The following is a 21760-nucleotide window of genomic DNA, read 5'->3' as shown; positions in this document are numbered from 1 at the left end:
CATCAAACGCCTGATGTGTCACAACGTCCAGCCCAGCCCCAATGCCTTGTGCAGTGAAGCAAAGTCCTTGAGCAACTCAGCGTCCCCGGAAATCCGGCTCTCCTGGGCCTGGTAGCGGGTGCGCTCCGCATCCAGCCAGTCCAGGGTGCTGGCGGTGCCCGCACGGTAGCGTTGGCGGGTCAGGTCTGCCGCTCGCACTGCCGAGGATTCCACACTGCGCAACAGCACCACGTTCTGGCGTTGATGGCCGTACCGCGCCAGGGCCACATCGGCGTCGCGCAGCGCACTCAGTACGACACTTTTGTACTGTGCGAGCGCTTCGTCGCGACCGGCTTCGGCGCCTTTGACGCTGGCGGCCACGCGGCCGAAGTCCAGGGCGTTCCAGGTCAGGCGCGGCAGGATCAGCCAGGTGCCGTTGTCTTTGCGGGCGAGGTGGCCGGGGTCGCCGGCGGAGAACGACAGGTCGCCCATCAGGCTGAGCTTGGGAAACCAGTCGGCGGTTTTCTCGCCGATCTGTGCGTTGCTGGAGGCCAGTTTGCGTTCGGCGACACGGATGTCAGGGCGGGCCTTGAGCAGGGCGGCGGGGTCTGCCACGGGCACCACGCCGGGGATGGCGGGCAGGGCTTTGGCGGTGGCGAGACGGCCGTCCAGTTCACCGGGCTCCTGGCCGCAAAGCAGGCCGAGTTGGTCCAGGGATTCAACGATGGCGGCTTGCAACGGCAGGCGTTGGGCCTGGGTGTTTTCTGCCTGGGTGAGGACTTGTTCCAGTTGCAGCTGTGAGGCCACGCCACGGCTGCGACGTTGCTGGGTCAGGTCGAGGGCCTGGTTTTCGATGTCGACACTGGCGTCGACCAGGGCCAGGCGTGCCTGTTGGTCGCGCAGGTCGGTGTAGGCCTGCACCACTTCGGCGGCCAGTTGCACCTGGGCGTCCGCCAGTTGCGCCTGGGTGGCGTCGGCTTCGGCCTGCGCGGCCTCGACCGCACGGCGCGTGCCGCCGAACAGGTCAGCCTCCCAACTGGCATCGAAGCCGGCCAGGTAGAGCGTCAACGGGCCGCGACCGCCACCGCCGCCACCCAGTGCGGAGGTGTCGGGGGAGCGCAGTTTGAGCATCGCGGCGTCGCCGGTGACCTTGGGCAGGGCGTCGGCCCGTGCACCGCTGAGGCTGGCGCGCGACTGTTTCAGGCGGGCCTGGGCGGTGGCGATGTCGGGGCTGTTGTTCAGCGCCAGGTCGACCAGTTCATTGAGTTGCGGGTCATTCAACGTTCGCCACCACTGCGCCACGGCCGGTGCGCTGGGCGCTTTGTGATCGGCGTGGGGCAGGTGCCCGGCGGCCAGGGTTTTCGGCGCGGCGTCGGGTGCGCCCGAGTAGTCCGGGCCCACGGTGCAGGCCGATAGCAGGCCAACGGTCAGGAGCAGAGGAAACGAGCGAGCAATCATGGCTGTACCGTGCGCTTTTTAAGGATGAAGATCAGGGGCAGGCACGCCAGCATTGCGAGTCCCAATACGTAGAACGAGTCGTTGTAGGCCATCACCGAGGCTTGGCGGGCGATGTCATTGGCCAGTTGGGCCATGGCTTGTAACGAGGCGCTGGAGGCGTCGCCGGTTTGTGCCAGGTAGCTGGCGGTGTTACTGGCCATGTGGTCCTGGGTCAATTGGCTGTTGGCCAGGATGCCTTCGCGCAGCCGGTCGTCATGGAAGTGGCTGCGCCGGTCCATCAATACGCCGAGCAGCGCCAGGCCGATGGTGCCGCCAAGGTTGCGTGACATGTTGTAGAGCCCGGCCGCATCGCCGGCGTCCTTGGTCTCGACCGAACGCATGGACAGTTGGCTGAGGGGCATCATCACCAGGATCTGCCCGAAGCCACGCAGCAACTGCGACCACACAAAATCATGGCCGACGCTGTCGGCGGTCAACAGGGTGTCCACAAAGCAACTGGCCCAGTACAGCAGCAGGCCTGCGCCGACCATCCAGCGCAGGTCGTAGCGGCCGAGCATCCGCGGCAGGATCGGCATCAGCAAAAACGCCGGAATCCCCGACAGCAGCATGATCGCGCCGGATTGCTGCGCGTTGTAGCCGGACAGAATCCCGAGAAATTGCGGCACCAGATACGCCGTGCCATACAGCCCGGCACCCACCGCCGTACCGATCAGCAACACGCTGCCAAAGCTTTTGTTGAGCACCAGTGGCAGGCGCAGGATCGGCGTACTGGAGCGCAATTGCCCCACGGCAATCAGGAAAAACCCGGTGACCGTGGCAATGCTCAGCCACACGATCAGCAGCGAGTCGAACCAGTGTTCGCGCTGGCCTTCCTCAAGCACCACGGTCAGCGAACTCAAGCCCATGGCCAGCCCCAGAATGCCCAGCCAGTCGGCGCTGATAAAGCGCTGCAGGTTCATGCGTTCGCTGGGCAGGCCGGTGATCAGCAAGGTGATCAGCGCGATGCTGATGGGCAGGTTGAGAAAGAAGCACCAGCGCCAGTTGATGTTCTCCGTCAGCCAGCCGCCGATCACGGGGCCGAGCAAGGGACCGAGGATCACGGTCATGCCGAACATCGTGGTGCCGATGGCCAATTGGTGGGGCGGCAGGCGCGTGCGCACGATGGTCTGCGCGGTCGGGATCATCGCGCCGCCGGCGAAGCCCTGGCCGATGCGCCCGGCACTCATCGCGCCGAGGCTGGTGGACAGGCCGCAGAACATCGAGAACAGGGTGAAGGTGAGTGCGGTGCCGATCAGGAAGCGGCGCAGGCCGAAGACCCGGGTCAGCCAGGCCGCGAGGGGGATCATGACGATTTCCGACATCAGGTAGCCGGTGGCGATCCAGGTGCCTTCGGTGCCGGTGGCGCCGATCTGGCCCTGGATCTGCGGCAACGCCGAGTTGGTAATCGACACATCCAGGGTTGCCAGCAAGGCGCCGAGTGCACCGGCGGCGACGGCGATCCAGTCGGTCAGCGAGGCGTTGCGCGGTTTCTGCGCGGCGACCCCGGCCATGATCGTCTCAGCCATGGTTGGCGTCTGCTGCGTGGGTACGGGTGTCGACCTCCACCGTGGCCGAGAGGCCCGGCATCAGTGCAGCGCGCAGGTCGTCCGGCACGTCCAGGGCAATGCGTACCGGCACGCGCTGCACGATCTTGGTGAAGTTGCCGGTGGCATTCGACGGCGGCAGCAAGGCGAACTGCGCGCCGGTGCCCGGGGCGAGGCTGTCGATGTGGCCTTGCAGGTCGCGACCGGGCAGGGCGTCGACGTGCACGGTGACGGTCTGGCCGGGACGCATGGCACCGATCTGGGTTTCCTTGTAGTTGGCGGTGAGGTAGATCGCGCTGATCGGCACCACCGTCAACAAGCGCGTGCCAGGTTGCACGTACTGGCCCACGCGTACGCCACGGTCAGCCACGCGACCGTCCAGCGGGCTGCGGATGACTGCGTCGTCTACATCCAATTGGCGTTGCGCTTCGCTGGCCTTGGCCACGCCCAGTTGCGCCTGGGCCTGCTTGAGCTGGGCCTGCAGCGTGCCGTAGCGGGTCTGGCTGGAACGCAGCGCTGCGTGCTTGGCCGCCACGGTGCTGCGGGCCTGTGCCAGTTGGTTGTTCAGTTGGGCCAGGCGCTCTTCGGGTTCGGCGCCGGAGCGGGCCAGCGGCGCGTAGCGGGCGACTTCGGTCTGCGCATGTCGCGCATCGGCTTCGGCACCCTGCAATTGGGCGCGGGCTTCGGCGATGGTCGAGTCCTGTTGCACTAGGTCGGCCTGGGCCTTGGCGAAGTCGGCGTTGCGCGCGGCGATGGTCGCCGTGGCTTCGTCGCTCACGGCCTGGTACTTGCGCGCATCCAGGCGCACCAGCACGTCACCACGCTTGACGTTCTGGTTGTCGCTCACCAGCACATCGGCCACGTAGCCGTTGATCTTTGGCGCCACGCTGATGCTGTCGGCTTGCAGGTAGGCGTCGTCGGTGGTCTCGATAAACCGCCCGGTGATCCACCACCAGGCGCCCCACGACACGCCCGCCAGCACGGCAACGCCGGCCACGCCGAGCAGGATGCGCCGGGCCTTGCCGCGTTGACCGTTGACGGTTTCTTCAGGCATGACCTGAGGGGAAGGAGGTGCAGCCGACATCGAGGTCACTCCAGATTTATAACGGGTGGAATAAATTCCTTTTTTCGCGAATTTTTGTCAACTGGTATATTTTGGTCCGGTATTCGAAGGGAGCTGCACATGGCACGACACAAACCTGCCGCCGAGGGTGGTTACCAGCGCGGCGAAGAAACCCGCGCCCGCATCATCGAGGCCGCCGTCGAGGTGTTTGGCGCGCGTGGCTACGATGGCGCGTCCACGCGTGATATCGCCACGGCTGCCGGCGTCAACGCGCCTGCGATCCAGTACTACTTCGATGGCAAGGAAGGCGTGTACCTGGCGTGTGTCGAGCACTTGATCATGCTGCTGTGGCACAAGATGTCGCCGTCGGTGGAGGCGGCGGAAAGCGTGCTGGCCGATGCCGATTGCGGCGACAGCGCGCTGATCGACGCCTCGCTGGGCATTCTCGGTACCGTGGTTTCAACCATCCAGGACAGCCCGCAAACCACGGCATGGCGTGCGTTCATGGATCGCCACCAGGCTGGGTTGTGCCCGCAAAGCGCGACAATGGCCTTCGAGGAGCGGTTCAAGGCGCGTATTGCGCGGGTCATCCGCCAACTGATCGCGCGCGTGGCCGGCCTGGCGCTGGAGGATGAGCGCACGGTGATCCACTCCATGGCGCTGTTTACCCAGGGCCTGGCGTTCCGCATACAGAAGCCCAAGTTGCTGGAAGCCTTGAAGTGGAGCGAAGTGAACCAGAAGGAGATGGAACGGGTGCGGGAGGTGGTGCTGATGCAGGCGCGGTTTACCCTGGAAGGGCTGGCCCGGCACCGGGACCAGCAACTCTTCCGTTAATCGGCGGTTGCCGCTTACTTGCCGCCTGTCACATCGAGGAAGGTCCCGGTGATGAACGATGCTTCCTTACTGGCCAGCCACAGGATAGCGCGCGCCACCTCTTCGGGTTGGCCGCCACGGCCCATGGGAATGCTGTCCTTGACCCGGTCCACGCGACCTGGCTCGCCGCCGCTGGCGTGCATGTCGGTGTAGATATGCCCAGGCCGTACGCAGTTGACGCGTATGCCTTCACGGGCGACCTCTTTGGACAAGCCGATGGTGAATGTCTCCAGGGCGCCCTTGGAGGCAGCGTAATCGACATACTCGTTCGGGCTGCCTAGCCGGGCGGACGCCGAGGACACGTTGATCACGCTGCCACCCGTGCCGTTGTGGCGCAGCGACATGCGTTTCACCGCTTGCTGCGCGCACAGCATCGGGCCGATGGCGTTGATCGCGAAGACGCGCTGCATGCGGGCGAAGTCGAGGTCTTCAAAGCGCGATTGCAGGGCAATGATCGCGGCGTTATTGACCAGCACGTCGAGACGGCCAAACGTCTGGTCAATGGCAGCGAACAACTGCGCGACCTGTTCAGGGTCCGCATTGTCGGCACGAATGGCCAGGGCACGCCGCCCCATCGCTTGCACATCCGCCACCACGCCGAGTGCGGCTGCTTCGTTGCTGACGTAGCTGATGGCGACATCGTAGCCTTGCGCCGCCGCAAGCCGTGCGGTTGCTGCGCCGACACCGCGGCTGCCGCCGGTGATCAGAATCAGCGGTGTTGCAGAGACCTTGTCCATTGCTTGAACCTCCTGTGAGGGGTGAAAGATCAACCTATCAGCATCGTGCCGATCGCAATGACCAGGCACGCCAACACTTTGCGCACAGTCAGTGACTCGCCCAGGAAGCAATAACCGATCAATGCCGCGAACAGCACGCTGGTTTCGCGCAGGGCCGAAACGGCGCCCATCGGCGCGTGGGACATGGCATAAATAACAATACCGTAGGCCAGCAGGGACACCAGCCCCCCGATCAAGGCCGTGATGACGCCGGGGCGTGGTGCGAAGAGGCTGCGTGTGTCGCGCAGGCCGATGTACACCAGTGGCATCAATACGCCCCAGAGCGCACACATCCATACGGTGTAGGCCAGCGGTGCGCCGGACAGCCTCGCGCCAATACCGTCCGTGACGCTGTAGGCCGCAATGAAAAAACCTGTGCCCAGGGCGTAGGGCAGGCTGGGCACCGCCAGCCTGCGCTGTCTGAAGGCCAGTGAAATAATGCCGCCCGATACCAGCACGATGCCGATCAGCGCGTTTGTGCTGACCGTTTCACCGGCAAACACCAATGCGCACAGCGTGATCAGAATGGGTGAGGAGCCGCGGGCAATCGGGTAGGTCTGCCCCAGGTCGCCCACCTTGTAGCTTCGCACCAGGAACAGGTTATAGCCCACGTGCAACAAGCCCGACAGGATGGCGTAGGGCCAACTGGCTGGCGCGGGAGGGGCGAGAAACAAGGCTATTACACTGCTGGCGATGGCGACTGCCACGCACATCATGGTCATTGACCACAGCCTGTCGGCGCCGACGCGCAACAATGCATTCCAGCTTGCATGCAAGAGGGCGGCGAAGAGGATGAGTAGAACGATGGGTAAAGGCATGCGCCATGGTAAACACCACAAGGGCGTGTCTAACAGCGAAGTCTTTTCATCCGGTCATGAGTGATTCTTCATGCATCACTGATAATTCTGCTGTGCCTGCATCGACTCGGCCAACAACCAGTTACGAAAACTGATGATATGCGGCTGGGTTTCGATCCCTTTGGGGCACACAAAGTAGTAGCCGACGGGCGACGCGAACGGCAGCTCAAACAGCCTGACCAGGCGGCCGTCGTTGATTTCCGCTTCGACGTGGCCGCTTCGCGCCAGCGCAATACCTTGGCCCAGCAGCGCCGCCTCGATGGTCATGTTGGTGTCAGCGAACCTGACGCTTTCCTTGAGGGGGGCAATGCTGACGCCGATATGCTCGAACCAGGCTTCCCACTTGGGCACCAGGTCTGCGCCATCCCGCGTCAGCAATGGGTAACGCAGCAGCTCGGCCGGCTCGTGGGGAGCGCCGAAACGCTTGAGCAGGTCGGGGCTGGCCACCGGGAAGATCTGCTCGCGGAGCATGAACTCCGAGTGCAGGCCGGGGTAATTGCCGTTGCCCAGGCGGATGGCCACATCCGCGTCTGCGCTGGAGAACTTGATGGCCTTGTCGCTGGTCTCCAGCGTGATCAGGATTTGCGGATGTTGCTGCGACAGGCTGGGCAACCTGGGCAGCAGCCATTTCAAGGCGAACGAATACGTGGTGCTGACCTTCAGGCGAACCCGGCCTTTTTGTTCCCTGAGGTCAGCCAGCGTGGCCTCAAGGTTCATGAAAAACTCGCGCACAATCGGCGCCAGTGCGGCCCCGGCTGGAGTCAGCCGCAACGCCTTGCCGCGCTGGAACAACTGCAGGCCCCACAGGTCTTCGAGGTGCTTGAGTTGGTGGCTGACGGCGCTCTGGGTCACATGCAACTCTTCTGAAGCCGATGTGAACGTCGCGTGCCGGGTCGCGACTTCGAAAGCACGCAGCGTGGCGGTGGGTGGCAGGTCTCTCATGGCTGGGTTCCGGGTAGGGGGCTGGCGATCAATCAGCATGAATACCGGCTCATGGTAATGGATTCGCAGGCTTTCACAGAAGCCGCAGACCCTGGCCTTGTGAATTGTTGTGAAGCACAGATTAATGGCCCATTGCCCATGCTAACGTCTGCTCCTGGCTATCGTCAGCACGACGATTCGATTCGTACCATCAGGGGAGCAGCGCCGATGTCTACCACCGTAACGCCCGCCGGCAGTGGGGCAAACACGCCTAAAGCGTCACCGTCGGTGTTCGATGACAAGTTGAACATCGCCAAGTCCAGCAAAGTGATCGCCGACTACATGCGCCAGACCGGCAAGTCAGCCATTACCAAGCAGGAACTGACCCAACTGGCCAACAACGCCTCGGGCAAGGTGCCGGCCGAAGTCTCCGATGCGGCCAAGTACATGGAGCGTCATCCTGACGTCTTCACCGCCATCGAAACCCACGATGTGCCGGGTGCCGATAACCTCTCCGGTGTGTGGAACTTCGATTGGGCCGCCAACGGTGGGCTGAACGGCACGTCGACCGATGCGATTGCAAAAATGCAGGACACCTTCGATTTCGCGATTGCCAAGTCTGCGCAGATCACTGAGATTTCCACGGGTAAAAAAGCCGAGCTGGATTCGACCAAACAGCGGCCGCAGAACTAAAACAGCAGTTTGTACCGTCGACCCTACAAACCCTACCAACGGGTTACACGATAGCCGTGACGCACTTGGGTTTGCACTGTCATACCCAGCGAGAAGTCAATCTCGTCAAGTAAGAGAGTGTAGTCATGAAGTTGAGTTATCTAACCAAGGCGGCTGTGGTGGTCGCGCTGTTATCGACCTTGTCCGGCTGCTGGATGTTCATGCCGCCGGGTGGTGGCGGTGGTCACGGCGGTGGCGGGCATGGTCAGGGCGGCGGCCCTGGCCCTGGCGGCGGACCGCGTTAACCGATAGGCCAGACAGGCAAGCCGTGAAGCACGGCTTGCCTGTTTTTTTGCCTGCGATAAACCCAGGGCAAAGAAAAGCCCGCGTGGGGAGCGCGGGCTAAAGGGATGTTCATTAGGAGCTGAAGCCACCCTAGGCGCTTGTCTGTGAAAGGTTTGTGAAAACCCTGGCAAAAAAGTGTATGCCTCAATCCGGCCCTGGCTGTACGGGGCAGGGCAGCCGATAACCCTCTACTGTCGCAGGCATACCCCCGTCGTTTGGATGCCGCGTCATGTTCATGTCTACCAGCCTGTTGTCCGCCTTTGTGCTGTTCGCCTTCGTGTCCTCGATCACGCCCGGACCCAATAACACGATGCTGCTCGCCTCCGGGGTGAACTTCGGCTTTCGCCGCTCGATGCCCCACGCATTGGGGATCAGCATCGGGTTCATGCTGCTGGTGATTTCGGTGGGGCTGGGGCTGGGCGAAGTGTTCAAGGTGTTCCCGTGGGCGTACACGGTGTTGCGCTACGTGGGGGCTGCGTACTTGCTGTACCTGGCGTGGAAGATCGCGACGGCGGGTGGGATGTCCGACAGCGCAGATGAGCAGGGCAAACCCATGACCTTTCTCGGCGCGGCGGCGTTCCAGTGGGTAAACCCCAAGGCCTGGATCATGGCGCTGGGCGCAATCACCACCTACACGCCGGCCGAAGGCTACGTCACCAATGTGCTGGTGATTGCACTGGTGTTCGCCGTGGTCAACCTGCCCAGTGTGTGCGTATGGGTGGGATGTGGCAGCGGCTTGCGCAATGTGCTGCGTGAGCCGCGCTGGTTGCGCCTGTTCAACTGGACGATGGCCGGGCTGCTGGTGCTGTCGCTGTACCCGATGCTGTTTGCCGGCTGAGGGTCAGACCGGCGAGATGGTGGCTAGCAGGCCGATGCCGATGGTCAGCACCAAAAAGCCGAACAGGAAAAGTGCCATCTTGGTCATAAGGCCTCCGAAGGGAAGGGAGTAGGGATGTGGCCATTGTCCGCCCAGACGGCGTTTCGATACAGACGCAGATAGCAAAGAAAAAACCGTATCAGATGCGCTTGCCGCTGTTCAGCCGGGGGCTTGCAGCGCGCGCGACTGTTTCAGGATCAGCGCCTGAGGTAGCTAAGTCTTTAAGTAGAACAGGCGATAACTACTTTGTGGTGAGCGGGCTTGCCCCGCGCTGGGCTGCGAAGCAGTCCCAAAACCAGCAGCCACAGAGTGCCTGATTCACCGCATTCCCCCTTCCAGGGTCGCTTCGCAACCCAACGCGGGGCAAGCCCGCTCGCCACAGCTACAGTGTTCGCCCTTAATGGCGTGGTATCAGCCAGATATGGCCGGTTTTTCAAAGACCTGGCGATAACTACTTTGTGGTGAGCGGGCTTGCCCCGCGTTGGGCTGCGAAGCAGCCTCAAAACAGCGACCGAAGAGTGCCTGACTCACCGCATTCCCCCTTCCAGGGTCGCTTCGCAACCCAACGCGGGGCAAGCCCGCTCGCCACAGTTGCAGTGTTCGCCCTTAATGGCGTGGTACCAGCCAGATATGGCCGGTTTTTCAGAGACCTGGCGATAACTACTTTGTGGTGAGCGGGCTTGCCCCGCGCTGGGTTGCGAAGCAGCCCCAAAACAGCGACCGAAGAGTGCCTGATTCACCGCATTCCCCCTTCCAGGGTCGCTTCGCAACCCAACGCGGGACAAGCCCGCTCGCCACAGCTACAGTGTTCGCCCGTAATGGCCGGTTTTTCAAAGACCTCAACAATAAGAGTGGGCCAACCCTCGATGGAAAGACGTCAATTCAGCGGTGGCATGAAAGGCAAGAACCTGCGCTACCTCAACGAAACCCAACAGCGGGCGTCGGTCACCCGCGTCGGCTTCCTGTTGCTTGAACATTTTTCCCTGCCGGCATTCACCCAGACCCTCGACACCTTCGTCACCGCCAACCTGCTGCGCCCCGAACTGTTCGCTTCGCGCACCTTCGGCTGTGACGATGGCGAAGTCATCAGTGACCTGGGCCTGGTGATTCGCCCCGATGCGCGCCTGGATGCCGGGGCATTGCACGACCTGGACCTGCTGGTGATCTGTGGTGGTTTCCGTACCGAACTCAAGGCCGGCGAAGCCTTCATCCACCTGTTGCACACCGCCGCCGAACAGGGCATCAGCCTTGCGGGGCTGTGGAACGGCGCCTGGTTCCTTGGGCGCGCCGGCCTGTTGCAGGGCTATCGCTGCGCTATTCACCCCGAACACCGTCCGGCGCTGGCGGAAGTCTCCAAGGCGGCTCACGTTACCAGCGAACCCTACGTGATCGATCGCGACCGCCTCACCGCTTCAAGCCCATCCGGCGCCTTCCACATGGCGTTGGACTGGATCAAGGGCCTGCATGACAAGGCCCTCGTTGAGGGCATCGAAGACATCCTGGCCTTCGAAGAGTCGCGCTACCGCCGCATCAAACCCACCGAAAACGTCAGCGTCAGTGCGCCATTGCGTGAAGTGGTGAAACTGATGGACGCCAACCTCGAAGAACCCCTGGAGCTGGACCAACTGGCGGTCTACGCCGGCCGTTCGCGGCGCCAGTTGGAGCGCTTGTTCAAGGAACAACTGGGCACCACTCCGCAGCGGTACTACATGGAGCTGCGGGTGACCGAGGCGCGGCGGCTGTTGCAGCACACCGAGCTGTCACAGGTGGAGGTGCTGGTAGCCTGCGGGTTTGTGTCGCCGAGCCATTTCAGCAAGTGCTACAGCTCGTACTTCGGATATCGCCCCTCGAAGGAGAAGCGGTTGGTCAAGTAAAGTGCTGACTCACTCTCTTTCAAGGATGACAAATGTCTCTCACGCTTTTGGATCGTTACCGTGGCAGCCTGCTGGGCTTGGCCTGTGGCGACGCAGTGGGCACCACTGTTGAATTCATGCCTCGCGGCACATTCCCAGCGGTCACCGACATGGTTGGAGGAGGACCGTTCAACCTGAAAGCGGGCCAATGGACGGACGACACCTCGATGGCGTTGTGCCTTGCGGAAAGCCTGGTGCGTAAAGGTGGTTTTGATGCAGCTGACCAGATGGGGCGATACCTGAACTGGTGGAAGTGGGGTTACCTGAGCTCTACCGGTGATTGCTTTGATATAGGCATGACCGTGCGCACGGCGCTCACGGCGTTTGAGTCGCAAGGTGATCCGTTTGCGGGTTCGACAGAGCCTTTTTCCGCAGGCAACGGTTCGATGATGCGCCTCGCGCCGCTGGTGCTGTTTTACTTTCCAAACCTGCAAAGCGTTGATGACTTTTCCCGAGAAAGCTCCCGTACGACTCACGGAGCCCAAGAGGCAATCGAGTGTTGCGTGGTGTTGGCGAGAGCCATCGGTAACGCGTTGAGTGGAGCAACGAAGGAGCGTCTGTTGAATATCTCTTGCGCGGGTCTTTCTGCGCCCAAAGTCGTAGCGATTGCCCAGGGGGAGTATTGCAACAAGACCCGTGCGCAGATAACGGGTTCCGGTTACGCCGTGGCGTCATTGGAGGCGGCGCTGTGGTGCGTAAAACATACTGACAGCTTCGCCGACGCGGTGTTGGCTGCCGCGAACCTGGGTGACGACGCTGACACTACTGCCGCCATCGTTGGTCAGTTGGCGGGTGCATATTACGGCGTGCAAGGCATCCCGACGGGTTGGCTGGACAAGCTTTGTATGCGTGATGAAATTGAGGAAATGGCTGACGCACTCTACAGCATGGCTGCTCAAACCCCATGATTAAGCCCCCCGCTTGTGTGACCAGCGGACTTGCTGTGACCAGCGGGCTGCTGTGGCGAGCGGGCTTGCCCCGCGTTGGGCTGCGCAGCAGCCCCAATAGAAAACACCGCCGCCTCTCAGACAGAACGCGGTGTTTGTTTTCAGGGCTGCTTCGCAGCCCAACGCGGGGCAAGCCCGCTCACTACAAAAACCGCGTTGTCAGAAGCGGTCCAGGCGATAAGGCGTGAGTAACGGTGTTTGACCCTTGCTCGCCAATTCCCTAATCATCTCCGCCGTCACCGCCGCCTGCGTCAACCCCAGATGCTGGTGCCCGAACGCAAGCAGCACCTTGCCGTCACACACCCGGTCAATCACCGGCAACGAGTCTGGCAGCGATGGCCGAAACCCCATCCACGGTGTGGCACCCTCTGCGTTGAGTTCATCCCGAAACAACCCCTTGCTCAACCGATGCAACTGCCAGGCACGCTGCATATTTGCCGGGCGCTTCAGGCCGGCGAATTCCACCGTGCCGGCCAGGCGCAAGCCGTCGGTCATGGGGGTCATGATGAATTTGCGCTCCAGGGAGGTGACGGCAAACGGCAGGCGATGCGGCTCGTGGGGCAGCATCAGGTGATAGCCGCGTTCCGTGTCCAGCGGGACTTTTTTGCCGGTGAGGGCAGCGGTGAGTCTGGCCGAGTGGGCGCCACAGGCAATCAACACCTGGCGTGCGCTCAGGGTGCCTTGGTCGGTGGTGAGGGAGACGCCGTGTTCCTCAACCCGTCCATCCAGTACCTGGCGCTTGAGGAACTGTACGCCACTGGCCTGGGCAGCCTCGACCAGTTCGCACACCACCTGGTACGGGTCGAGGAAGTGCCCGGTGCTCGGGAAAAACAGCCCGCCCTGGATGCGCTCGCTCAACTGCGGCGCAGCCTGGCGAATGGCATCGCCGCTCCAGAACGCCACGGGCACCTGCTGCGCTTGCATGCGTTGCTGCAAGGCCTGGAGCGCGTCGCGTGAGTCCGCTCGCTCGAACACCAGCAGCGAGCCGTTCTCACGCAGCATTTCCGAGCGCCCGATGCTGTGCAGCAGGCGTTGCCACGCACCCAGGCTGCCTTCGTTGAGCACGCGAATAGCTGCGACGGTACGCTGATAGCGCGCCGGACGCAGGTTCAACAGCAGCCGCAGGAACCAGGGCAGGGCGCGCGGCAGGTATTTCCAATCCAGGCGCAGCGGGCCCATGGGGTCCAGCAGCATGCCGGGCAAGCGCTTGAGGATCGACACGTCGGCAATCGGGAACACCTGTTCGGTCGCCAGGTGCCCGGCGTTGCCATAGGACGCGCCCATGCCGGGTTCCTGTTGATCGACCACCACCACGTGCCGGCCCTGACGCGCCAGTTGCAGGGCGCAGGCGACGCCAATGATGCCGGCGCCGACTACGACGATATCGGGATCGGACATCGCTTATGCCTCTCTCTGGCCATCGAGAAGGCGTCGCAGCAGCAACGGGTTGCCGTGCTGGAGCGCGGCCGGCAGCAATGCATCGAGGAAATCCTGATAACACACTGGCCGCAAGAAACGCTGAATCGCCGCCGTGCCCACCGATGTGCTGCGCGCATCCGAGGTGGCCGGGAAGGGGCCACCGTGGACCATGGCATCACATACCTCAACGCCAGTCGGCCAGCCATTGACCAGCAAGCGACCGGCCTTGCGCTCCAACACTGGCAGCAGGGCCTTGGCATCGGGAAGGTCGTTCTCATCCATGTGTAACGTGGCGGTGAGTTGGCCTTCGAGATGCTCGGATACTTGGCGCACTTCTTCATTATCGACGCAGACGACCAGCAGTGACGCGGCGCCGAACACTTCCGCTTGCAGATGTTCATTGGCCAGGAACGCCTGCGCCTGGGTCACGAACAGATGGGCCTGGCCCTGGTTGGGGCCTGTCGCCGGCAAACCCTGTGCGGCAACCTTGGCATGTTCAGCGAGTGCGCCTACGCCGGCAGCGTAGGCACTGGCAATGCCCGGCGTGAGCATGGTCTGTGCCCCACAGGTCGGCAGCAAGCCACTGGCCAGGCTGATGAAGCGATCCAGGGCTGGGCCTTGCACCGCAATGACCAACCCCGGGTTGGTACAGAACTGCCCGGCGCCTTGGGTCAACGACGCCACAAAACCCTGGGCCAATGCTTCACCCCTGGCCGCCAACGCTGCCGGAAACAGGTACACCGGGTTGATCGAACTCATCTCCGCGTAGACCGGAATCGGCTCTGGCCGTGCCTGCGCTGCCTGGATCAACGCCAGGCCACCGCTGCGCGAGCCGGTAAACCCGACGGCCTTGATGCGCGGGTCGGTGACCAGCGCAATACCGACCTCACGGCCCGAACCGTACAACAGCGAAAAAACACCCTCCGGCAGACCGCACGCCTTGACCGCCTTCGCCACCGCACGCCCCACCAGTTCACTGGTGCCCGGGTGCGCGCCGTGGGCTTTGACGATGACCGGGCAACCGGCAGCCAGCGCAGAGGCGGTATCCCCACCGGCCACGGAAAAGGCCAATGGAAAGTTGCTGGCGCCAAACACCGCGACGGGGCCGAGCGCGATATGGCGTTGCCGCAGGTCTGGACGGGGCAGGGGCTGGCGTTGCGGTTGTGGGTTATCGACCCGCACATCCAGCCATTCGCCGGCACGCACGGTGCGGGCGAAGGTGCGCAGTTGCCCGCAGGTGCGCGCCCGTTCGCCCTGGATACGTGGGCGGGGCAGGCCGGTTTCGGCGACGGCGCGGTCGATCAGTTCATCGCCGAGGGCCTCGATGTGCGCGGCAATGGTCTCAAGGAAAGTGGCGCGGGCCTCCAGAGAGGTTTCGCGATAGGCATCCAATGCCGCCCACGCCAAGGCGCAGGCCTGGGTGACATGCTCGCCGTTGCCGCCGAGGTAGGCCGGTTCCAAGGCGGTATCGGTGGCGGGATTGATCGCCCGGATCGCTTCGCGAGTGCCGGCAGTAGCGTGCTGACCGATCAGCATCTTGCCCGTCAGAGTCATGGGGATTTCCTGAAAAAAAGAGGGTTGGCCGCTGCGAGAGCCGCAGCGGCGCGCAAGGGTTCAGGCGACGTTCTGTTCCGCCGACCAGTTGGCGTACCACTGGCGGAACAGGGCGTACTGGTTCTCTGCGTAACGACGCTGGGCATCGCTGAGGGCATCGGTTTCGTTGAAGTGCAGGGCGTAGCCCTTGTCACCGTTCAACACCATCAAGTGCTTGTAGTACAGCACCAGGTCGCAGCCTTCGTCGAAGGACGACAGCACCGCCAGCGCGGCCTCCAGCTCACGCGCCTGGCGGCGGGCCTTGGCATCGCCCTTGGCGGCTTTTTTACTCAGGGCCACCAGTTGCAGCACTTCCCGAGGCAGCGCGTTGCCGATGCCAGTGATGGCGCCGGTGGCATTGCAGTTGACGAAACCGTGCACCACCTGGGTGTCGACCCCGACCATGAGGGTCACGCTGTCGTCCTGGGAGGTGATGTGTTCGGCGGCGTAGCGCAGGTCGGCACCGCCACCGAACTCCTTGAAGCCGATCAGGTTCGGGTGTTCGCGGCGCAATTCGAAGAACAGGTCGGCGCGGGTCGCGAAGCCGTAGTACGGGCTGTTGTAGATCACCGCCGGCAGGTTGGGCGCAGCCTTGAGGATTGCCGAGAAGTGCGCCTTTTGTGCGGTGGCGGAGGCACCCCTGGACAGCACACGCGGGATGACCATCAAGCCATGGGCACCGACCTTGGCGGCGTGGGCCGCGTGGGCCACGGCTTCACGGCTGTTCACCGCGCCGGTGCCGACGATGGTCGGCACGCCGGCCGCCACCAGCCGTGCCACGCCTTCCTGGCGTTCGGCCTCGGTGAGCAACGGCCAGTCGCCCATGGAGCCGCAGTACACCACGGCGCTCATGCCGATATCGATCAGCTCGCGGCCTTTGGCGACCAGGGCGTCGAAGTCCGGCTTGCGCTCAGGCGTGCACGGGGTCATCAGGGCAGGGATGCAGCCGGTGAAGATGTTGTCGCTCATGGTGTTCACTCCAGTTTCCAGTAGGGGGAGGGCTCAGATGCCCCAGGCAAAAGGGTCTTGCGGGTCGATCAGCAAGGTGCTGTCGGCGGTCATGTGGGCACGGCCGGTGATGAAGGGGCGCACACGTTCGCCGTCCCATTCATAGCGGCCTTCGAATTGGCTGCCGGTGATGCTGGCTTGCACCCAGGTTTCGCCGGGCGCGAGTTTTCCATCGGCGGCCAGGCAGGCCAGCTTGGCGCTGGTGCCGGTGCCGCAGGGCGAGCGGTCGTAGGCTTTGCCGGGGCACATCACGAAGTTGCGGCTGTCGGCGTGGTCGTCGTCGGCGAACAGTTCGATATGGTCGATCAGTGCGCCATCGGCGCCGTAAATGCCTTGGTCTTCCAGGGCCTTGAGCATTGCCCAGGTGTAGTCGGTGAGGGCGTCGACGTTGTCCATCTGCAGGCGCTGGCCATGTTCCGACACCAGGAAAAACCAGTTGCCGCCCCAGGCGATATCGCCCAGCACTACGCCATGGCCCGGCACGTCCACCGCCACCTGTCGGCGATGACGATAGGCGGGCACATTGCCCAGGGTCACGGCGCCATCCGCGTGCAGCGTCGCTTCCACCAGGCCGACGGGGGTGTCGATGCGGTGCACGCCGGGGGTGATGCGACCCAGGTGATGCAGGGACGCGACCAGGCCAATGGTGCCGTGGCCACACATACCGAGGTAGCCGGCGTTGTTGAAGAAGATCACCCCGCAGATGGCACCGGGCGTGACCGGCGCGCAGTACAGCGCGCCGACCAGCACATCATTGCCTCGCGGCTCCAGGATGCAGGCGCGGCGCCATTGGTCATGCTCGGTGCGCAGGTGGTGCAGCTGATCGGCAATCGTGACGCCTTCCAGCGCCGGAAAACCGCTCATCACCAGGCGCGTCGGTTCGCCGCCGGTATGGGAGTCGATCACGTGCAATCGCTTCATAAAACGCTCCTGAATCAGTAAGTGGCGGGCGTCAGCTGGGCGTGAGGCTCGTCAACCGCTTCGCTTTCATCGGCTTCGTGTTCCAGCCGAACCAAGTGAGCTGGCACGCCAGTGGCGGCGCCCCAGTAGTAAATGCCGAGTGCGCATGCCGCGACCACAAGGGTGTCGAGCGGATGGCTGAGCACACCGATGCCGCCAAAACTGCCGAGCTTGGACAGCAGGATGGTCACCGCGTAGAAGCCGATCAGCCAGGCTGAGGAACGCACTTGCTGCTTGAGGTCGAGGTGCGCGGTCGGCACCCAGCGCGCGCACAACAGGTACACCACGAACATCAGGATTTGCAGGCCGAGCAGCCAGGACACCGTGCCCCAGCCGGACCAGTACACGATCAACGAGGCGATGATGAACGACAGCGGACCGAGCAGCGCCATGCCCTTGACCCGAAACGGTCGCACCATCTGCGGTGCATTGCGGCGCAGTGCGGCGACGGTCACCGGGGCCACGGCATAGCTGAGGATCAACGCGGCGGACACTACATTGATCAGCGCTTCCCAGGACGGGAACGGCAGGGTCCAGAACACCGACAAGGCAAACGTCAGCCACAGCGCCGGGCGCGGAATGCCGGACTTCTCGTCGATACGCGTGAAGATCTTGAAGAACGTGCCGGTCTGCGCCCAGCCATACACCACCCGCGGCGTGGCGTTCATGTAGATGTTGCCGCAGCCGCTGGGGGAGATCACCGCGTCGGCGACCACCAGGTAGGCCAGCCAGCCCACGCCCAATGCCAAGGCTATATCCCGGTAAGGCAGCGCCAGTTCCTTGCTTATCCCGGCCCAGCCTTTGGCGAGCATTTCCGTGGGCACGCCGCCCAGGAAGGCGGTTTGCAGCAGCACGTAGATCGCGGTCGACAGCAACACCGAGAGGATCAACGCAATCGGAATCGTGCGCTGCGGGTTCTTCACTTCACTGGCCACCGAGATAATCGGCGTGAGGCCCAGGTAGGCAAAAATCACCCCGCCCGCCGACACCGCCATCTCGATCCCGGACAGGCCGAACGGCGCAAAACCCTGTACCTGAAAGTTCGCCGGCTTGAAGAAGGTGAACAGCACACCGATCACCAGCAACGGCACGATGAACTTGAACACGCTGACCAGGTTATTGGCGATGGCGAAGGTCTTCACGCTGCGGTAATTGAGCACGAAAAACAGACAGAGCAGGGCGAACTGCACCAGCCAGCCGAGGGTGGTCGGGTCGCTGGAACCGACCTTGGTCAGCTCGGGAAACCAGGCCGCTGCGTATTGGCGCGAGGCGACCACTTCGATGGCGACCAGGCTGGAAAACGCGATCAGCGTGATAAAGCCCATCAGGTAGCCCAGTAACGGGCCATGGGAGTAGACCGGGTAGCGCACCACCCCACCGGCGCGGGGCAGTGCGGCGCCCAACTCGCAGTACACAATGCCCAGCAGCAACACCGCGAACCCGCCAATGAGCCAGGAAATGATCCCCGCCGGGCCGGCAATGGCCGACACATGACTGGCGGCGAACAACCAGCCCGAACCGAAGATGGCCCCCAGCCCGATAAAGGTGAGGTCCATCAATGAAAGTTGTTTCTTGAACTTGCCTTGACCTGACATAGCGTCGCCTTCTTGTGAGTTATTGGATAGGCATGCAGTGGCCATACAGTGAACTCACGGGCGGCGGCGCGATTGATGTTTTTTGCCGACATCGATGACGAAATCGGCACAGTTTTCGTGGCTCGACAGGGCGCCGGGCATCGTGCAATCTGCGTGCGTCGAGGCACTCAATGGGGATCGAAAGTCATGTTGCAGACTGCGTTTGCGGCCCTGTGCCAAGGGGATGAAGCGAATCGACCCCACAGCATCGAGCAGCTCCTGGCCGGTGTGGTGCAGCTGTTGCCGATGCTGGATGTGATCCCCAATGCGGCGATTTTCATCAAGGACACCCAGGCCCGCTATCTCCTTGCCAACCGTACGTTGGTACAGCGCTGCGGCCTCAAGCAGCTGCAACCGCTGCTGGGCAAGACCAGCGCGCAAGTCTTCCCCGCGCAACTGGGGCCGGGTTACACCGAACAGGACCGCCGCGTGCTGGAGCAGGGCTTTGTCCTGGAAGACCAGCTTGAACTGCACCTGTACGGCACCCGTGAACCCGGCTGGTGCCTGACCCACAAGTGGCCGCTGTACAACCACCTCGGCGCGATCATCGGCCTGGCCGGCATCTCGGTCGATTTGCAAACCGCCAGCGAAAGCCACCCCGCCTACCAACGCCTGGCCGCCGTGGACGCGCATATCCGTGCGCACTTCAACCGCCGGGTCACCCTGGGTGAGTTGACCCGCATCGCCGGGATTTCCGTGGCGCAGTTGGAGCGTTACTGCAAACGCGTGTTCCACCTCACGCCCCGGCAGATGATCCAGAAAGTGCGGCTGGAACACGCCCATCGGTTATTGCACAGCGACCTGCCGATCACCGAGGTGGCGCTGCAGTGCGGGTACACCGACCACAGCGCGTTCACTCGGCAGTTCAAGGCCTCGACGGGGTTTACGCCGAGGCAGTATCGGCAGGCGACGGCTGATTCGAGCGCTTTGACCAACGGCCTTTAGCCGGCGACGACGCTCATTCCTCCATCCGCCATGACCACTGAACCGACCAGGTAGGAGGCGCGGTCAGAGGCAAGAAATGCGACCACTTCGGCGATTTCTTCCGGTTGCGCGGCGCGCTTGATGGGGCTGGTCTTGCCGTGTTCCGCCAGGAAGGCCGGTCCGTCGGGCACAACGCTGTCGAGTATGTTCGTGACAACATCCCCGGAACCCACGGCGTTCACCCGAATGCCCTGCTCGATGACCTCAAGTGCAAGCGTGCGTGTCAGTTGCGTCAACGCGCCTTTGGATGCGGCGTAGGCGGCGATGCTGGGAAAGGCCTGGTAAGCCGCGTAAGACGCGATGTTGACAATGGCGCCGGAGCCATTGGCAATCATGGCTTTGATCGCCTCGCGGGAATGCAGGAAGGCGGCAGTCACGTTGACGTTTTGGATGTGCTCCCAGTCGTCCCGCGTCATATCGACCACCCGCTTGTTAATGATGATCCCGGCATTGTTCACCAGGATATCCAGACGCCCGAAATGCTCGATGGCCAGCGCGACCGCCTGCTCTGCGGCACCGTCCCGGGTGATGTCGGCCACCAGGGGAATAAGCCCTGGACGCCCCAGTGTGCGGACCATCGGGTTTTTGTCTTCGGCGATGACCTGCGCGCCGCGTTGGTGCATCAGTTCTGCGACGGCGCGGCCGATACCGCTGGCTGCGCCTGTGATGAGTACGACTTTTCCGGCAAACTCTTGATTGATAGTGCTCATTGGATGAGGCCTCCTGATGGGTTCACAGCACTTGCGCGCTGCGTGAGGGGGCACTGTCCGTCTTTGGCCGTGACAAATCTGAAGGTGTTTTGCGAGACTATCGCGGTTGTGCTTTTTTATCGCGGGTAGTCGGCTTCCAGCTCTCAAGCAGGTCCTCAAATGAACAGCTTCCGATCAACCGAAGAGTTTTCAGGCCCGGCACGGATTGCGGCAGAACAGATGCCGCGATACCTGCCTCATAGCGCCTGCGCAGGGCCGACACATTGGTTGCATCCTGATGTGCAAATGCAGGTTTACACCCACCGCAGCACCCTGCGCGATCTTGTCGTGCCGGCAGTGGCGGAGCCGCTTCTGGTCCTTGTACTGTCGGGCGCTGCGCGGGTCGAGGAGCGTGAGCGCGGGCAGGGCTGGCGGGTCAGCGACGTGGCAGCAGGTGATTTTTTTCTGACCAGGGCCGATGAGCCCTACGAAATGCGCTGGCAGACCATGGGGAGCGACGATTTCAAGGTGGTCCATCTTTACCTGAGCCAGCGCCTGTTGGATCTGGCCGCTACGGACATTCAGCAGGACGCCAGCCAGGTGCGTCTGCTGGAGCTTTCAGGGGCAAACGACTCGCATGTCGAGCGTCTGGTCAGGTGTATTTACGAAGAACTTGCCCAGCGTTCAACGCCGAGCGTGCTGTGTGCAATAGGCCTGGCGCAGGCACTCGCGGTGCACCTGGTTCGACAGTATCGGGATGATGCAGGTGTGAAAGGCCGCAATGCCTTACCGGCCTATCGCCTGCAACGTGTCATCAGGCGCATGCAAGCGTCGCTCGATACTGACCTCAGCATGCCGACATTAGCCCAGGAAGCAGGCTTGAGCCGTTATTACTTCAGCCGCCTGTTTCAGCAGGCGACAGGTCATTCACCGTCGCAGTTTTTCATTCAGTTGCGCATGACCCGAGCCCGCGAACTGTTGTCGAGCACCGATCAGAGCATCATTCAGGTGGCGCTGGACGTGGGGTACGGCAGCCCTGCGCATTTCGCCCAGGTATTCCGGCGTCACACCGGGATGACGCCACGCGAGTATCGCAAGCAATAGCCCCCCCGACCGAGCCCGAACCGGCAATACCGGATTCAATGCAACGAATGGCCCCCTGACGCCTCATATAAGGACAACCGATTGAAATCAGCCGGTTGGGCTGAT

The 21760-nt window shown here is 62.8% G+C and carries 20 protein-coding genes; 8 read left to right on the top strand and 12 right to left on the bottom strand.

All coding sequences use genetic code 11. The features are described from left to right. Positions 1–18 precede the first annotated feature (18 nt). From BLR69_RS06720 to BLR69_RS06710, 3 genes are read right to left on the bottom strand one after another with little or no spacing between them, the layout of a single operon-like run. Positions 19–1437: an efflux transporter outer membrane subunit gene (locus BLR69_RS06720; RefSeq protein ID WP_071495504.1), complete on the bottom strand. Its 1419-nt coding sequence runs from the start codon at positions 1435–1437 to the stop codon at positions 19–21. After that, positions 1434–3002 carry a DHA2 family efflux MFS transporter permease subunit gene (locus tag BLR69_RS06715; protein WP_083365779.1) on the bottom strand — a complete coding sequence of 523 codons (1569 nt, stop codon included), beginning with the start codon at positions 3000–3002 and terminating at the stop codon, positions 1434–1436. Before BLR69_RS06715 ends, BLR69_RS06720 begins: the two co-directional genes overlap by 4 nt. After that, a complete protein-coding gene (locus tag BLR69_RS06710) occupies positions 2995–4104 on the bottom strand; it encodes an HlyD family secretion protein (protein ID WP_071495505.1) in 1110 nt (369 codons plus the stop codon). The genes BLR69_RS06715 and BLR69_RS06710 overlap by 8 nt, the downstream gene beginning before the upstream one ends. Before the next feature lie 99 nt (positions 4105–4203). On the opposite strand from BLR69_RS06710, the gene BLR69_RS06705 reads away from it, so the two are divergent. Then, positions 4204–4917, top strand: a complete 714-nt coding sequence (locus tag BLR69_RS06705; protein WP_071495506.1) for a CerR family C-terminal domain-containing protein — start codon at positions 4204–4206, stop codon at positions 4915–4917. Positions 4918–4931: 14 nt separating this feature from the next. Here the strand turns inward: BLR69_RS06705 and BLR69_RS06700 are convergent, their stop codons facing one another. The 3 genes from BLR69_RS06700 to gcvA form a co-directional block, all read right to left on the bottom strand. Next, complete coding sequence (locus tag BLR69_RS06700) at positions 4932–5693, bottom strand: SDR family oxidoreductase (protein WP_071495507.1); 762 nt, start codon at positions 5691–5693, stop codon at positions 4932–4934. A gap of 29 nt (positions 5694–5722) precedes the next feature. Then, positions 5723–6550, bottom strand: coding sequence for a DMT family transporter (locus tag BLR69_RS06695; RefSeq protein WP_071495508.1), 828 nt, complete (start codon positions 6548–6550; stop codon positions 5723–5725). Positions 6551–6625: 75 nt separating this feature from the next. Then, positions 6626–7531, bottom strand: a complete 906-nt coding sequence (gene gcvA, locus BLR69_RS06690; protein WP_071495509.1) for a transcriptional regulator GcvA — start codon at positions 7529–7531, stop codon at positions 6626–6628. 207 nt (positions 7532–7738) lie between these two features. Between gcvA and BLR69_RS06685 the strand changes: the two genes are divergently transcribed. The 5 genes from BLR69_RS06685 (at position 7739) to BLR69_RS06670 (ending at position 12225) form a co-directional block, all read left to right on the top strand. Continuing rightward, positions 7739–8203 carry a hypothetical protein gene (locus BLR69_RS06685; RefSeq protein ID WP_071495510.1) on the top strand — a complete coding sequence of 155 codons (465 nt, stop codon included), beginning with the start codon at positions 7739–7741 and terminating at the stop codon, positions 8201–8203. Positions 8204–8328: 125 nt separating this feature from the next. Next, complete coding sequence (locus BLR69_RS30910; RefSeq protein ID WP_166794298.1) at positions 8329–8487, top strand: hypothetical protein; 159 nt, start codon at positions 8329–8331, stop codon at positions 8485–8487. Between the two features lie 269 nt (positions 8488–8756). After that, positions 8757–9365 (top strand): LysE family translocator, encoded by a 609-nt coding sequence (locus tag BLR69_RS06680; RefSeq protein WP_071495511.1) that lies wholly within the window; start codon positions 8757–8759, stop codon positions 9363–9365. A 932-nt stretch (positions 9366–10297) separates the two neighbouring features. Next, on the top strand, positions 10298–11278 hold the full coding sequence (locus BLR69_RS06675) for a GlxA family transcriptional regulator (protein ID WP_071495512.1): 981 nt from the start codon (positions 10298–10300) through the stop codon (positions 11276–11278). Positions 11279–11310: 32 nt separating this feature from the next. Then, positions 11311–12225, top strand: coding sequence for an ADP-ribosylglycohydrolase family protein (locus BLR69_RS06670; protein WP_071495513.1), 915 nt, complete (start codon positions 11311–11313; stop codon positions 12223–12225). 198 nt (positions 12226–12423) lie between these two features. Here BLR69_RS06670 and BLR69_RS06665 read toward each other — a convergent pair whose 3' ends face one another. From BLR69_RS06665 to BLR69_RS06645, 5 genes are read right to left on the bottom strand one after another with little or no spacing between them, the layout of a single operon-like run. Further along, positions 12424–13662 (bottom strand): NAD(P)/FAD-dependent oxidoreductase, encoded by a 1239-nt coding sequence (locus tag BLR69_RS06665; RefSeq protein WP_071495514.1) that lies wholly within the window; start codon positions 13660–13662, stop codon positions 12424–12426. Positions 13663–13665: 3 nt separating this feature from the next. Next, positions 13666–15237: an aldehyde dehydrogenase (NADP(+)) gene (locus BLR69_RS06660; RefSeq protein WP_071495515.1), complete on the bottom strand. Its 1572-nt coding sequence runs from the start codon at positions 15235–15237 to the stop codon at positions 13666–13668. 60 nt (positions 15238–15297) lie between these two features. Further along, a complete protein-coding gene (locus BLR69_RS06655) occupies positions 15298–16245 on the bottom strand; it encodes a dihydrodipicolinate synthase family protein (RefSeq protein ID WP_071495516.1) in 948 nt (315 codons plus the stop codon). A gap of 33 nt (positions 16246–16278) precedes the next feature. Next, positions 16279–17205 (bottom strand): 4-hydroxyproline epimerase, encoded by a 927-nt coding sequence (locus BLR69_RS06650; RefSeq protein WP_071495517.1) that lies wholly within the window; start codon positions 17203–17205, stop codon positions 16279–16281. A gap of 14 nt (positions 17206–17219) precedes the next feature. Continuing rightward, complete coding sequence (locus BLR69_RS06645; RefSeq protein ID WP_071495518.1) at positions 17220–18839, bottom strand: APC family permease; 1620 nt, start codon at positions 18837–18839, stop codon at positions 17220–17222. A 186-nt stretch (positions 18840–19025) separates the two neighbouring features. Between BLR69_RS06645 and BLR69_RS06640 the strand changes: the two genes are divergently transcribed. Beyond that, positions 19026–19823: an AraC family transcriptional regulator gene (locus BLR69_RS06640; RefSeq protein WP_071495519.1), complete on the top strand. Its 798-nt coding sequence runs from the start codon at positions 19026–19028 to the stop codon at positions 19821–19823. Here the strand turns inward: BLR69_RS06640 and BLR69_RS06635 are convergent. Further along, a complete protein-coding gene (locus BLR69_RS06635; protein WP_071495520.1) occupies positions 19820–20572 on the bottom strand; it encodes an SDR family NAD(P)-dependent oxidoreductase in 753 nt (250 codons plus the stop codon). The genes BLR69_RS06640 and BLR69_RS06635 overlap by 4 nt on opposite strands. Before the next feature lie 159 nt (positions 20573–20731). Here BLR69_RS06635 and BLR69_RS06630 point away from each other — a divergent pair, with 159 nt between their 5' ends. After that, a complete protein-coding gene (locus BLR69_RS06630) occupies positions 20732–21655 on the top strand; it encodes a helix-turn-helix domain-containing protein (RefSeq protein ID WP_071495521.1) in 924 nt (307 codons plus the stop codon). Positions 21656–21760 lie beyond the last annotated feature (105 nt).

This window comes from Pseudomonas azotoformans, assembly GCF_900103345.1.
Classification (GTDB): domain Bacteria; phylum Pseudomonadota; class Gammaproteobacteria; order Pseudomonadales; family Pseudomonadaceae; genus Aquipseudomonas; species Aquipseudomonas azotoformans.
Note: the sequence above shows the minus strand (reverse complement) of the source record. Positions and strands in the feature narration are given on the sequence as shown.